The organism is Nonomuraea dietziae, from assembly GCF_014195505.1.
GTDB lineage: Bacteria > Actinomycetota > Actinomycetes > Streptosporangiales > Streptosporangiaceae > Nonomuraea > Nonomuraea roseola.
On record NZ_JACIBV010000001.1, the window covers coordinates 2636913 to 2650004 of the forward strand.

Here is a 13092-nt window from a genome sequence, read left to right on the forward strand (position 1 = left end):
TCCTCGCTCAACCCCAACGTACGCGTCATGGGGCACGAGACTACCCCTTGGGCTGCCCGGATTCGCTCTTGACGGGACCCTCCGGTGGTGTCGGCGGCGCCGGTGGCGGCAATGCTGGCGGTTCGTGCCGAAGCTCGGGTAGCGCCCGGTAGATCACCGCTGCGACCGGTACGGCCACGGCCGCCCCCGCGATGCCGCCCATGATGCCGCCGACCGCCAGGACGATGATGATCGCCAGCGGGTGGAAGTTGAGGGCCCTGCCGACGATCAGCGGCTGCAGCACGTGGTTCTCCAGCTGCTGCTCGACGATGAGCACGGCCAGGAAGATCAGCGCCTTGATCGGGCTGGTGGTGCCGAGCACGACCAGCGTGGCCACGGTGCCCGCGAAGAAGATGCCGACGATCGGGATGAAGCTGGCCAGGAAGATGAGGATGGCCAGCGGCGCCCACAGCGGCACGCCGAGCCCCGCCAGCACGATGCCCATGACCAGGCCGTGCACCGCCGCGACCGCCACGGTGCCCTGCACGTAGTGGGAGACCGTGAGCCAGGCGGCCCTGCCCGCTCTGTCGACCCTGCCAGACATGCCGCCGAAGCCCTTGAGGAACCAGGCCCAGATGCGGTCGCCGTCCTTGAGCATGAAGAACGTCACGAACAGCATGAGCACGATCGAGGCCAGCACCTCGATGGCGACCTGCCCCGCGGTCAGGACCGTGTTGGTGATCGCGGTCTGGGAGGTCTGCAACTGGTTGGTTATGGTCTCGACCCAGTCGTCGAGCTGCTTGGTCTCGAGGTGGATGGGCCCCGTCACCAGCCAGTCGCGCAGCTCGTTGATCGACTTCTGGACCTGCTCGACCACGGTGGGGAACTCGTCGCTGGCCCTGGCCCCGATCAGCCAGCCCGCGCCCACGATGATGGCGAGGGCGACCAGCAGCGTGATCCAGGCGGCGTAGATGGGCCGCAGGCCGGCACCGGTCAGCCTGCTGGACAGCGGATAGAGCAGCGCGGTCAGCAACAGCGCGACGGCCACGGGCAGCGCCACGAAGCTGAGCCGGGCCACGATGAGCGCGAAGATGTAGACGACCACGCCGACGACGATCAGGCACACGCTCCAGGCGGCCATCTTGGCCAGCACGGGCGGCACGAGCTTGGTGGGGCGGTCGGAAATCACGTGTTCAAGACTGGCACGCCGCGCGGCAGAACGCGCGCGGTTATCGCCGTGGACGAAAAGATCGAGTGGGGGTACGACCTGGCCGTACCCCCACGCGATCAGGCCAGCTCGACCGAGACGGTCAGCTCCTCGCCCTGCTCCAGCACGAACTCGTCGACGTTGCCCGACCCGCACAGGTCGTCGGCGCCCTGGTGGACCAGCTCGGCCTGCGGGCCGCGGACGGTCAGCCTGGCGATCTCGGCGCGCATCGACACCTTGGCCTCCGACTTGGCCTTGCGGACCTGCCTCAGCACCTCGGAGACGACCGCGAGCAGCGCGGGGTCGCCCTGCCCCGCCTCCGCCGACGGCCAGGCGGCGCGGTGCACCGAGCCCTCGCGCCACCACGACCACACCTCTTCGGTCACGAACGGCAGGAACGGCGCGAACAGCCGCAGCTGCACGTCGAGGGCGCGCCGCAGCGCCGCGTGGGCCGAGGAGGCCGCCGCGTCGCTGTCGTAGGCGCGGGCCTTGACCAGCTCGAGGTAGTCGTCGCAGAAGGACCAGAAGAAGCGCTCGGCCACCTCCAGCGCCCTGGCGTAGTCGTATCCCTCGAACGCCTCGGTCGCCTCGCGCACCGTCTGCGCCAGCGCCGACAGCATCGACAGGTCGAGCGGCTGGGTGACCTCTGCCTCTCCCTCGGGGAAGCCCAGCACGAACTTCGACGCGTTGAGGATCTTGATCGCCAGGCGACGGCCGATCTTCATCTGACCGGTGTCGAAGGTGGTGTCGGTGCCGGGCCGGCCGCCCGCGGCCCAGTAGCGGACCGCGTCGGAGCCGTACTCCTCGAGCATCGCCATCGGCGTGGTGGCGTTGCCCTTGGACTTGGACATCTTCTTGCGGTCGGGGTCGAGGATCCAGCCGGAGATCGCCACGTTGCGGAAGGGCAGCGAGTCGAACTCCTGGTGGGCGCGGACCACGGTGGAGAACAACCACGTGCGGATGATCTCGTGGGCCTGCGGGCGCAGGTCCATCGGGAAGACGCGGCCGAACAGGTCGGGATCGTCCCTCCAGCCGCCGACGATCTCGGGCGAGAGCGAGGAGGTGGCCCAGGTGTCCATGACGTCGGTGTCGCCGACGAAGCCGCCTGGCACCCCGCGCTGCTGCTCGGTGTAGCCGGGCGGCACGTCGGAGGAGGGGTCGACGGGCAGCATGTCGTCGGTGGGCAGGATGAGCGCCCCTGTGTCGACCTCGTACCAGACGGGGAACGGCACGCCGAAGAAGCGCTGGCGGGAGATCAGCCAGTCGCCCGCCAGTCCCTTGACCCAGTTCTCGTAGCGCACCCGCATGTGGGCGGGGTGCCATTCGAGCTCGGCGCCGCGCTGGAGCAGCCGCTCGCGCAGCTCGGCGTCGCGCCCGCCGTTGCGCAGGTACCACTGCCTGGTGGTGACGATCTCGAGGGGCTTGTCGCCCTTCTCGTAGAACTTCACCGGCCTGGTCACGGGGCGCGGCTCGCCGTCGAGGTCGCCGGACTCGCGCAGCATCTCCACGATCCGCTCGCGGGCGCTGTGGACGGTCTTGCCCGCCAGCTCCTTGTACGGCTCGGGCTCCACCCCTTCGGGCGCGTCGGGCAGCAGCCTGCCGTCCCAGCCCATGACGGGCCTGGCGGGCAGGCCGAGCTCGCGCCACCACGTGACGTCGGTCAGGTCGCCGAAGGTGCAGATCATCGCGATGCCCGAGCCCTTGTCGGGCTCGGCCAGGTGATGGGCCACGACGGGCACCTCGACGCCGAACAGCGGCGTCAGCACGGTGGTGCCGAACAGGCGCTGGTAGCGCTCGTCGTCGGGGTGGGCCACCAGAGCGACGCAGGCGGGGATGAGCTCGGGCCTGGTGGTCTCGATCCAGACCGGACCGTGGTCGCCGTAGAAGGAGACGCGGTGGAAGGCGCCAGGCCACTCCCTGTCCTCCAGCTCGGCCTGGGCCACGGCGGTGCGGAAGGTGACGTCCCACAGCGTCGGCGCCTCGGCCTGGTAGGCCTCGCCCCTGGCCAGGTTGCGCAGGAAGGCGCGTTGCGAGGTGGCCCGCGAGGCGCCGTCGATGGTGGCGTAGGTCAGTGTCCAGTCGACCGACAGGCCGAGGCGCCGCCACAGCTGCTCGAAGGCCTTCTCGTCCTCGATCGTGAGCCGTTCGCACAGCTCGATGAAGTTGCGCCGCGAGATCGAGATCTGCTGCTTGCCCGGTTTGTCGGGCGGCTCGAAGGCGGGGTCGTACGGCACGGAGGCGTCGCCGCGCACGCCGAAGTGGTTCTGGACCCTGCGTTCTGTCGGCAGTCCGTTATCGTCCCAACCCATCGGGTAGAAGACCTCGCGCCCCCGCATGCGCTGGAAACGGGCGATGGTGTCGGTGTGGGTGTAGGAGAAGACGTGGCCGACGTGGAGCGAGCCGGAGACGGTCGGAGGCGGGGTGTCGATCGAGTAGATCTGCTCGCGCGTCCTCGAGCGGTCGAACCGGTAGACGGCGTCGGCTTCCCAGCGCTCTACCCATACCTGCTCCAGGCCGTCGAGAGAGGGTTTCTCGGGCATGGGCGCACGGCGTGATCGCTGAGTCATGCCTCTAAATGGTACGCGTCGAAGACGAATAGGGTTGCACACATGAAGACAGAGGAGAAGCCGGACATCGCCTGGCGCGTGATCGGCGGCCTGGTCGGTCTCGGCACCGCATGGGCGGCCAAGAAGGTGCTCGGGATCGCGTGGGTGAAGATCACGGGCAAGGAGCCGCCCATCGACACCGACTCCGACGAGGTCGGCATGGCCGAGGCGATCGGCTACGCGGTGCTGATGGGCGTGGGCATGCAGGTGGCCCAGATCGTGGTGAACAAGACCGCCAAGAAGCGCTACCTCGCCTGGAAGGCGCTCAAGACTCCAACGCGGTGAGGAACTCGCTGGCCCAGCGGTCCACGTCGTAGGTCGAGACCCGGCGGCGCATCGTGCGCATCCGCCTGGCCACCTCGTGCGGCGTGGCCCGCATGGCCGCGAGCATCGTCCGCTTGAGCCCCTCCACGTCGTAGGGGTTGACCAGGTACGACTGCCGCAGCTCGTCGGCGGCCCCGGCGAACTCGCTGAGCACCAGGGCGCCTCGCAGGTCGTTGTGGCAGGCGACGTACTCCTTGGCCACCAGGTTCATGCCGTCGCGCAGCGGTGTCACGACCATCACGTCGGCGGCCAGGTAGAGCGCGGCCAGCTCCTCGCGGTCGTACGACTGGTGGAAGTACTGGATCGGCTGGTGGCCGAGCATCGAGTGCTCGCCGTTGATCCTGCCGACCTGCAGCTCGATGTCGTCGCGCAGCCTGCGGTACTCCTCGACCCGCTCCCTGCTCGGGGTGGCGATCTGGATGAAGACCGCCTCGCTGGCGTTCAGCCTTCCCTCGGCCAGCAGCTCGCCGAAGGCCTCCAGGCGCTGGCCGATGCCCTTGGTGTAGTCGAGCCTGTCGACGCCCAGCAGGACGTGCTCGGGGTCGCCGAGGTCGGAGCGGATCTCCTTGGCGCGCTGCACGATGTGCGGCTCGCGTACCAGGTTGTCGAGCTCGGAGAAGTCGACGGAGATCGGGAAGGCCTGCGCGGTGACCGAGCGGCCGTCGCCGGTGTAGACCTCGTTGCCCTTGTAGGACAGTCCGAGCAGGCGGCGGCAGAGCCTGATGAAGTTGGAGGCGCCCCCCGGCCGCTGGAAGCCGACCAGGTCGGCGCCGAGCAGGCCCTCGACCAGCTCCGTGCGCCACGGCAGGCGCCAGAACAGCTCGACGGGCGGGAAGGGGATGTGCAGGAAGAAGCCGATGCGCAGGTCGGGACGGCGCTTGCGGAGCATGGCCGGCACGAGCTGCAGCTGGTAGTCCTGCACCCAGACCACGGCGCCCTCGTCGGCGGCCTCGGCCGCGGCGTCGGCGAAGCGCTCGTTGACCTTGCGGTAGGCGTCCCACATGTGGCGCTCGAAGACCGGCGGGGCGACCACGTCGTGGTAGAGCGGCCAGAGCGTGGCGTTGGAGAAGCCCTCGTAGTAGAGCTGGACCTCCTGCTCCGACAGCGGGACGGGGATGAGGTTCATGCCGTCCTGCTCGAAGGGGCCCAGCTCCTCGTCGGGGGCGCCGTGCCAGCCCAGCCACGCGCCGTGGCGGCGCTGCATCACCGGGGCTATGGCGGTGACGAGCCCGCCCGGACTCCTGCGCCAGGAGGCGGTGCCATCCGGTTGCAGGCTCCTGTCCACCGGCAAGCGGTTCGCGACGATCAGGAACGAGCTTCGGGCGGCCACCTATGTCCTCCAGGGATGTCGAAAGTCCGTTGTCATTTACCCGTGGAGTGCGCAAACAAACACAAACCGGTCAGCTATCCCAGACGTAGAATCCCTTACCGCTCTTACGGCCCAGCTCTCCCCTCGCGACCATCTCGCGCAGCAGGACAGGGGGCTCGAAGCGGGGGCCGAGCCTGGCGTGGAGGTACTCGGCGATGGCCAGCCGCACGTCGAGGCCGACCAGGTCGCCGAGCTTGAGCGGGCCCATGGGGTGGCCGTAGCCGAGGGTCATGGCGGTGTCGATGTCCTCGGCGCCGGCCACGCCCTCCTGCACCATGCGGATGGCCTCGAGACCGACCAGCACGCCCAGGCGGCTGGTGGCGAAGCCGGGCGAGTCGTTGACCACCACCCCCGTCTTGCCCAGCGCCTCGACGTATCTCCTCGCCCTGCCGAGCACCTCGGGCGGGGTGTGCGGGGTGACGACGATCTCGACCAGACGCTGGACGGGGACGGGGTTGAAGAAGTGCAGCCCGATCAGCCGGTGCGGGCCGCGCAGGGCCGCCGACAGCTCGGTGATCGACAGGGAGCTGGTGTTGGTGGCAAGGACGGCCTGCGGCCCCATGCGCGCCTCGGCCTGAGCCAGCACCTCGGCCTTGAGCGCGGGATCCTCGGGCACCGCCTCGATCACCAGCTCCGCGGTCTCCGGCACGGGCCCCAGGCTGAGCCGTCGCAGCGCCTCATCGGCCCGTACGTCAGGCCGCCTGGCCTCGGCCGTCCTGAGCCCCTTGGCGATGCGCCCCTCCGCCGCCCTCGCCGCCTCCTCGCCGGCCTCCTGCACGCTCACCCAGGCGCCCTCGGCCAGGAAGACCTGGGCGATGCCCGCCCCCATCCGCCCGCCGCCGATCACCGCGACCCGCACGCTCACCGCCTCCTCAGGGCTCGGACGTCAGGCGTGACGGCGCGACTGGACGAGGTGGAAGCGCCCTGCCACGAAGCCGGGATCGGTGAGCGAGGCGGTCGCGGCCGGATTGGCCCCTGTGCCGTGGTAGTCGCTGAAGGCGGCCGACTGGTTGACGAAGACGCCGCCGGTCAGGTTGCACGACAGGTTCACCCCCGCCTCGAGCGCCGTCCTCTCCGCCGACTCCAGCACCTGCTCGGAGGTGGAGTAGACCGAGGCGGTCAGCGCCCCGCGGCCGGCGATCGTCCGCCTGAGCACCTGGAGCGAGTCGTCGGTCGAGGCCGTGGCGACCACGAAGGCGATGGGGCCGAAGTGCTCGCGCCCGTAGACGTCCTCGCGCTCGGCGGGCAGCTCGACGATCACCGGGGTCCGCACCGTCGCGCCGGGGAAGGAGGGATGCGCCACCGCCCTGGACTCGAGCACGACCTCGCCGAGCGAGGGGGCGGCCTCGAGCCGCTCGAGCACGCCCGCGTTGACGATCGCCCCCGTCAGCTCGACCGCCCGCGCGTCGTCGCCCAGCAGCCTGCCGACGGCCGCGGCCAGATCGGCCGCCACCTCGGAGAAGCTCTTGTGCCCCACGTCGGTCGCGATGCCCTCGGAGGGGATGAGGATGTTCTGCGGCGCGGTGCACATCTGGCCGCTGTAGAGCGACAGCGAGAAGGCGATGTTGCCGAGCATGCCCTTGTAGGCGTCGGTGGAGTCGACGACGATCGTGTTGACCCCCGCCTTCTCGGTGTGCACGAGCGCCTGGGTGGCGTTGCGCTCCAGCCAGTCGCCGTACTCGGTGGAGCCGGTGAAGTCGACGATGCGCACGTCGGGGTGGGTGGCCAGCTGGGTGGCCAGGCCCTGCCCCTCCTCGGCGGCGAGCGTGACGAGATCGGGGTCGAAGCCCGCCTCCGCCAGCACCTCGCGGGCGATGGCGACGGTGATCGCGAGCGGCAGGACGGCGCCTGGGTGCGGCTTGACGACGACGGGGTTGCCCGTGACCAGCGAGGCGAACAGGCCGGGGTAGGCGTTCCAGGTGGGGAAGGTGTTGCAGCCGATCACCAGGCCGACGCCGCGCGGCACGACGGTGAACTTCTTCGACATCACCAGCGGCTCGCCCTTGGCGGGCTTCTCCCAGCGCGCCGAGGGCTGGGCGGCGGTCATCGCGGCCAGGCCGTAGGCGACGGCCTCGAGGCCGCGGTCCTGCGCGTGGGGGCCGCCGGCCTGGAAGGCCATGACGAACGCCTGTCCCGTGGTGTGCTGGACGGCGTTGGCGATCTCGAAGCTGCGCTGGTTGATCCGGTGCAGGATCTCCGCGCAGACCAGCGCCCGCGCCTTCGGGCCCGCGTCGCGCCACGCGGGCATGGCCGCCTTGGCCAGCTCCACGAGTTGCTCGGGCGAGGGCTCGGGGTAGGTGATCCCGAGCTCCATGCCGTACGGCGAGCGTTCGGCGCCGATCCAGTGACCGGTGCCGTGCTGGTCGAGAGGGAAAGGCTTGCCGAGGTAGGACTCGAAGGCCTCCTTGCCCCGTTCGGCCGCGCCCTCGCCGTACACGCGGGGGCTCGGGGACTCGGGGTAGGCGCTCCAGTAGCCGCGTTCGGCGATCGCCTCCATGGCCCTCGACAGCGTCTGTTCGTGCTGGTCGAACATGGTTGTCCCTCCCTTGACAGGACCCGCCGACGATGATGTGTTTACCGAACATTCGGTCAGCTGACAAGGGAGACATCCGTGGAAGGCGCGCGTCGGATGATGGCCGACGACGCGGCCTCGGCCGCGCTGGGCATCGAGCTGACCGAGCTGGCCGAAGGGGCCGCCGACTGCCGCATGACGGTTACCCCTGCGATGATCAACGGACACGGCCTGTGTCACGGCGGATACGTCTTCCTCCTGGCCGACACCGCCTTCGCGTGCGCGTGCAACAGCCACGGGCCCGTCACCGTGGCGGCGGGCGCGGAGATCGTCTTCGTCTCCCCCGCGAGGGAGGGCGAGGTGCTGACGGCCTCGGCCCGTGAGCGCACCCGCTTCGGGCGCAGCGGCGTCTACGACATCACTGTGCGGGGAGAGGACGAGCGGGTGGTCGCGGAGTTCCGCGGGCGCAGCCGTACCTTGAGGGAGGGTCCATGACGTCACCGGACGAGCTCGCCGCCCTCCGGCTGGAGCGGCCCCAGGTCGGCGGGCACGCTCCAGCGCATGGCGGACCTTCGGGATAATCGACCACATGACCACCACTCCGGCCCGTCAGCGCGGGCGAGGGCACGACCCCGAGTCCGTGCTGCACACGGCTGTGGCGGTCTTCAACGAGCGCGGGTACGACGGCACGAGCATGGAGGACCTCGCCCGCGCGCTCGGCATGACCAAGTCGGCGATCTACTACCACGTTCCCGGCAAGGAGCAGCTGCTGGCACGGGCCCTGGACAGGGCGCTCGACGGACTGTTCAGCATGGTCGACGACAGCATGGCCACCTCGGGCCCCGCCATCGCCAGGCTGGAGTGGGTGGTACGGCGCAGTGTGTCGATCCTCGTGGAGCGCCTGCCGTACGTGACGCTGCTGCTGCGGGTGCGCGGAAACAGCGCCACCGAGCAGCACGCGCTGGAGCGGCGCAGGCAGTTCGACAGGTTCGTCAGCGGCCTGGTGAAGGAGGCGGCGGCCGAGGGGCACGTCAGGCCCGACGTGGACCCCGCGCTCGTGACGCGGCTGCTGTTCGGCGCCGTCAACTCGATCACCGAGTGGTACCAGCCCTCGCGCGGCGGGTCGGCGGAGGATCTCGCCGACGCCATCGTCAAGATCGCCTTCGACGGCCTCCGCACGCGCTGAGTTCGGGCGGCGGGCCGGGGGAGGGCCCGCCGCCCGGACACGTCAGCTCTCGAGCTCGGCCGACCCGGCGGGGCGGGGCAGGGCGGGCCGCTTGATGCGCAGGTCCGCGCGCACCGCCTCGCCGAGCTTCTTGGTCGCGGCCCTGTTGAGCATGCCGCCGGCCACCGCGCCGGTCAGGAACGGGCCGAGGGTCGTCAGGTGCCGTCCGAGAGTTCTCATGAGCCTGTTGCGCAGCGCGGTCTTGGTCGCGGCGCCCAGAGCGAGCGTGACTGAGGCGGGCGCCAGCGGATCGATGCCGCGCTGCTTGGACCAGGCGGCGGCGAACGCCACGGCCCGCTGCGTTCCCGTGCCGGGCACGTCGATGCCGTAGACCGCGTGCAGCTCCGCCAGGAGCTTGACCTCGACGGCGGCCACGACGATGGTCTCGGCCACGAGCTGGGCCGGCGCCGACAGCAGCAGGGGCGGGGCGGCGAACTCGGCGGCGGCCAGGGCCCCGCCGATCGCGCCGACCGTCATCGTGGCCTTCTGCGCGGTGCGGACCAGGTCGTCGGCGAGCTGCTCGCCGGTGAGGCCGTGGTGGTGCTCGGAGAGGGTGGCCAGGTCCCTGATCGGAATTCTGGGCGCGATGCTGAGGAAGACGTCAGCCAGCCAGCGGCCCCTGCCCACTCCTGAGGCGCCCGCCTTCCTGCCTCCGTCGGCCAGGGCCTTGGTCAGGCGGCCGAGCAGCCTGCGCCGCTCGCCGCCCTCGAGCTCGTCCGCCTGGACCAGACGTCCGACGAGCTCGCCGACCTCTTCGTTCGGGTCCTTCTCCTCGGCGGAGGCAGCGGGAGACTCTGCGGGTCCAGAGTCGTTCACAAAGTCGTCCCGCTCCTCTTTCTTCGGTGACACGATGCGTTGCCCTCTCCGTCAGGCGGCGCACTCCCTGCAGACCTGCTGACCGTTCCTCTCGGAGGCCAGCTGGCTGCGGTGGTGCACCAGGAAGCACCGTGAACAGGTGAACTCGTCGGCCTGACGAGGAATCACCCTCAGGGACAGCTCCTCGTTCGACAGGTCCGCGCCGGGCAGCTCGAGCGACTCGGCGAGGTCGGTCTCGTCGATGTCGATGCTGCCGGATGACTTGTCCGTGCGCCGCGCCTGGAGTTCCTGGAGGCTGTCCTCCCCCAGGTCGTCATCGGTCTTGCGCGGGCTGTCGTAGTCGGTAGCCATGGTGCTCGCTCCATCCCCCTCATCTATGGTTTCGCGCTCGTCGCGCGTGTCTAACGTCCGAGAGGCCCATCTTGTGCCCGATTCCTTCAGGGAGATTTGTGCATCGGTACCCCGCGGGAACGGCCACTGAACCTCCCTACACGAAGGGCGTGCTGCCAACGGCCCGTGGTTAGCCAAATATGGCGAAACACACAGCATTGGCGGCATGCACCACCGTGTTCGACGGCACATCCAACCACATGTACGGCGTGAACGAGACTCCCCCGTCAGATCAACACGCCGGACTACCGCCCAGGGAGTCGAATGGTCACGACAAGTCCACCGCCGTCGCGCGGCACCGCGGCCACGTTTCCGCCGTGCGCCTGCACGACCGCGCGGACGATGGACAGGCCGAGCCCAGATCCCTTCGCCGAGTCCACGCGGTCAGCGTGGAGCCGCCTGAAGGGCTCGAACAGGCTGTTCACTTCGTACGCCGGGACATGCTGTCCCGTGTTGGCCACCTGAACAACCAGTGCCCCGTCCGCCATTCCCGTGCGGATCCACACTTTTCCGTTTTCTTGCACGTTGTACTTGACGGCGTTCTCCAGCAGGTTGCTGATGGAGCGCTCCAGCAGCACGGGGTCCCCCACCGTGGGCGCCGCCGACAGGTCGGCGGTGAAGGTCACGCCGCTCTCGGCGGCGAAGGGCGCCAGCTGCTCCACGGCGGTCTGGGCGACCTCCCTGACGTCCACGGGCTTGCGCACGGCGAGCTCCCGCTCGCTGCGCGCCAGCAGCAGCAGACCCTCGATCAGCTTCTCGTTGCGCGCGTTGACCTCGAGGAGGGTACGGCCGAGCGCCTTCAGATCCTCGGACGCCTCGGGGTCGGACAGGGCGATCTCCAGGACCGTCCTGTTGATGGTGAGGGGCGTGCGCAGCTCGTGCGAGGCGTTGGCGACGAACCTGCGCTGAGTGTCGAAGGCGACGTTGAGCCTGGTCAGCATGGCGTCGAAGGTGTCGGCCAGCTCCTTGAGCTCGTCCTGGGGCCCCTTGAGGTCGATGCGCTGGTGGGCCAGGTTGCTCTCGGAGAGCTTCTTCGCCGTCGCGGTCATCTGCGCGACGGGGCGCAGCGCCCTGTCGGCCACGAAGTAGCCGAGGATCAGCGCCAGGATCCCGACCCCGATCAGCACCATCACCGACTGCCTGACGAGGTACTCCAGCACCGCGTTGGTGTTGTTGTTGGCCAGCAGCTCCGACTGCTCGTTGAGCCAGTCGGCCAGCGACGGCGGCGAGCCCGCGGGCAGCCTCAGCGTGAAGGAGAGGCTGTCGAGCACCGACCTGACGATCAGGTGCATCGCCACCAGCAGCACGGCTCCCGCCATGAAGAACAGCGCCCCGTAGGTGAGGGTGAGCCGCCACCTGATGCTCACCCTGTCGCGCATCACCCTGATCCGCTCGCCGAGCGTGTCCTCGTCGGCGGCCTGGACGGGAGGCAGCCCTCCCCAGCCTCCCCCTGCGTCCGGTTGTTCCTTCCTCGCCCTCGTCATGCTGGTCCGCTCCGAGTGAGGGCTGATCATCGGATGGGTCGGCACGGCCGGGCGATCCGGCTTCTCGCTCACAACTTGTATCCCACTCCCGGAACGGTCTCGATCACCTGCGGCTCGCCCAGCTTCTTGCGCAGCGTCATCATGGTGACGCGCACGACGTTGGTGAACGGGTCGATGTTCTCGTCCCACGCCTTGTCCAGCAGGTCCTCCTGGCTGACCACGGCGCCGTCGGCGCGCAGCAGCTCCTCGAGGACCGCGAACTCCTTCTTGGTCAGCACGATCTCCTTGCCGTCGCGCTCCACCAGCCGCTTGCCGGGGTCGAGCCGCACGCCCGCCCTCTCCAGCACGGGCGGCAGCGCGGGAGCCGACCTGCGGCCCAGCGCCCGCACCCTGGCGACCAGCTCGATGAAGACGAACGGCTTGGCCAGGTAGTCGTCGGCGCCGAGGCCGAGCCCCTCGACCTTGTCGTCGACGTCGCCCGCGGCCGTCAGCATGAGGATGCGCGAGGCGCTGCGCTCGGAGACCAGCCTGCGCGCCACCTCGTCGCCGTGTACCACGGGCAGGTCCCTGTCCAGCACGATCACGTCGTAGTCGATGTAGGAGGTCTTCTCCAGCGCCGTTCCGCCGTCGTAGGCGACGTCCACGGCCATGGCCTCGCGGCGCAGCCCAGTCGCGATCGCGTCCGCGAGCACCCGCTCGTCCTCAACCACAAGCACCCGCACGGCCTCTGGCACCTCTCCCCACCTCTGGATCCGGCCCTCATTTTGACCACATCCCCGATAAACGCACGGTAAGCCATCGACGAAGCGGCCGTGACGCAGGGCACACGAAGCCGGAGGTTTCGGATCGGCACCGTTGTGGGTAGACCCGCGGGACACCCATCGCCGCGTGCCCTGGAACCCCTATGACCGCACGCCCGGCGCCCCCCGTGATGTTGCTGAGAGAGAAGGTGAGATGGGCGAGTTCACGACCACGATCGAACGCCGCCTCTGCCAGGCCAAGAGGGGTCTCGACGAGGCGAGGTCCGTCGGCGACGACTACCTCGCCGACACCCTCACCGCCGAGATTGAGGATCTGCGCCGCCTGGCAGACGAGCACGGCGTCCTCCTGCCGCGCTGAACCGCACGCCTGAGAGAACGGCCGGGGCCCCCGAGGGCTCCGGCCGTTCTCCGCGTGGCTC

General features: G+C 69.7%; 13 protein-coding genes. 4 read left to right on the forward strand and 9 right to left on the reverse strand.

Going from position 1 to position 13092, the window contains the following annotated elements; all coding sequences use genetic code 11:
- Positions 1–40: 40 nt before the first annotated feature.
- The gene (locus FHR33_RS12710) at positions 41–1168 is read right to left on the reverse strand and encodes an AI-2E family transporter (RefSeq protein WP_183646406.1); all 1128 of its coding nucleotides are present in this window, start codon (positions 1166–1168) and stop codon (positions 41–43) included.
- Positions 1169–1266: 98 nt separating this feature from the next.
- Entirely contained in the window at positions 1267–3753 is a 2487-nt protein-coding gene (gene valS / locus FHR33_RS12715) for a valine--tRNA ligase (RefSeq protein WP_183646409.1), read from the reverse strand.
- A 42-nt stretch (positions 3754–3795) separates the two neighbouring features.
- Here valS and FHR33_RS12720 point away from each other — a divergent pair, with 42 nt between their 5' ends.
- Positions 3796–4077, forward strand: coding sequence for a DUF4235 domain-containing protein (locus tag FHR33_RS12720; protein WP_183646411.1), 282 nt, complete (start codon positions 3796–3798; stop codon positions 4075–4077).
- On the opposite strand, the gene FHR33_RS12725 is transcribed toward FHR33_RS12720, so the two are convergent.
- The 3 genes from FHR33_RS12725 to paaN all read right to left on the reverse strand — a co-directional run bounded on the left by FHR33_RS12725 (position 4058) and on the right by paaN (position 8018).
- Positions 4058–5446 carry an alpha,alpha-trehalose-phosphate synthase (UDP-forming) gene (locus tag FHR33_RS12725; RefSeq protein WP_183646414.1) on the reverse strand — a complete coding sequence of 463 codons (1389 nt, stop codon included), beginning with the start codon at positions 5444–5446 and terminating at the stop codon, positions 4058–4060. The genes FHR33_RS12720 and FHR33_RS12725 overlap by 20 nt on opposite strands.
- A 70-nt stretch (positions 5447–5516) precedes the next feature.
- Positions 5517–6350: a 3-hydroxyacyl-CoA dehydrogenase family protein gene (locus FHR33_RS12730; RefSeq protein WP_312895498.1), complete on the reverse strand. Its 834-nt coding sequence runs from the start codon at positions 6348–6350 to the stop codon at positions 5517–5519.
- A gap of 21 nt (positions 6351–6371) precedes the next feature.
- Positions 6372–8018 (reverse strand): phenylacetic acid degradation protein PaaN, encoded by a 1647-nt coding sequence (gene paaN, locus FHR33_RS12735; protein ID WP_183646417.1) that lies wholly within the window; start codon positions 8016–8018, stop codon positions 6372–6374.
- Positions 8019–8114: 96 nt separating this feature from the next.
- On the opposite strand from paaN, the gene paaI reads away from it, so the two are divergent.
- Together paaI and FHR33_RS12745 are read left to right on the forward strand one after the other, a co-directional pair.
- On the forward strand, positions 8115–8492 hold the full coding sequence (gene paaI / locus FHR33_RS12740) for a hydroxyphenylacetyl-CoA thioesterase PaaI (RefSeq protein WP_183660038.1): 378 nt from the start codon (positions 8115–8117) through the stop codon (positions 8490–8492).
- Between the two features lie 94 nt (positions 8493–8586).
- The gene (locus FHR33_RS12745; RefSeq protein WP_183646420.1) at positions 8587–9183 is read left to right on the forward strand and encodes a TetR/AcrR family transcriptional regulator; all 597 of its coding nucleotides are present in this window, start codon (positions 8587–8589) and stop codon (positions 9181–9183) included.
- A gap of 42 nt (positions 9184–9225) precedes the next feature.
- Here FHR33_RS12745 and FHR33_RS12750 read toward each other — a convergent pair whose 3' ends face one another.
- From FHR33_RS12750 to FHR33_RS12765, 4 genes are all read right to left on the reverse strand, one after another.
- The gene (locus FHR33_RS12750; protein WP_312895500.1) at positions 9226–10038 is read right to left on the reverse strand and encodes a hypothetical protein; all 813 of its coding nucleotides are present in this window, start codon (positions 10036–10038) and stop codon (positions 9226–9228) included.
- A gap of 51 nt (positions 10039–10089) precedes the next feature.
- Positions 10090–10389: a DUF4193 domain-containing protein gene (locus FHR33_RS12755; protein ID WP_090929286.1), complete on the reverse strand. Its 300-nt coding sequence runs from the start codon at positions 10387–10389 to the stop codon at positions 10090–10092.
- 284 nt (positions 10390–10673) lie between these two features.
- The gene (locus tag FHR33_RS12760) at positions 10674–11912 is read right to left on the reverse strand and encodes a sensor histidine kinase (RefSeq protein WP_246451803.1); all 1239 of its coding nucleotides are present in this window, start codon (positions 11910–11912) and stop codon (positions 10674–10676) included.
- Positions 11913–11980: 68 nt separating this feature from the next.
- A complete protein-coding gene (locus FHR33_RS12765; protein WP_183646423.1) occupies positions 11981–12634 on the reverse strand; it encodes a response regulator transcription factor in 654 nt (217 codons plus the stop codon).
- Between the two features lie 232 nt (positions 12635–12866).
- On the opposite strand from FHR33_RS12765, the gene FHR33_RS12770 reads away from it, so the two are divergent.
- Positions 12867–13031, forward strand: coding sequence for a hypothetical protein (locus FHR33_RS12770; protein WP_183646425.1), 165 nt, complete (start codon positions 12867–12869; stop codon positions 13029–13031).
- Positions 13032–13092: the final 61 nt, after the last annotated feature.

What these genes read in the sequence shown, in the direction of transcription:
- FHR33_RS12745 (WP_183646420.1), top strand. Translation starts at nt 8,587, where the DNA reads ATGACCACCACTCCGGCCCGTCAGCGCGGGCGAGGGCACGACCCCGAG.
- FHR33_RS12760 (WP_246451803.1), bottom strand. Translation starts at nt 11,912, where the DNA reads ATGACGAGGGCGAGGAAGGAACAACCGGACGCAGGGGGAGGCTGGGGA.
- FHR33_RS12720 (WP_183646411.1), top strand. Translation starts at nt 3,796, where the DNA reads ATGAAGACAGAGGAGAAGCCGGACATCGCCTGGCGCGTGATCGGCGGC.
- FHR33_RS12755 (WP_090929286.1), bottom strand. Translation starts at nt 10,389, where the DNA reads ATGGCTACCGACTACGACAGCCCGCGCAAGACCGATGACGACCTGGGG.
- valS (WP_183646409.1), bottom strand. Translation starts at nt 3,753, where the DNA reads ATGACTCAGCGATCACGCCGTGCGCCCATGCCCGAGAAACCCTCTCTC.
- FHR33_RS12770 (WP_183646425.1), top strand. Translation starts at nt 12,867, where the DNA reads ATGGGCGAGTTCACGACCACGATCGAACGCCGCCTCTGCCAGGCCAAG.
- paaN (WP_183646417.1), bottom strand. Translation starts at nt 8,018, where the DNA reads ATGTTCGACCAGCACGAACAGACGCTGTCGAGGGCCATGGAGGCGATC.
- paaI (WP_183660038.1), top strand. Translation starts at nt 8,115, where the DNA reads ATGATGGCCGACGACGCGGCCTCGGCCGCGCTGGGCATCGAGCTGACC.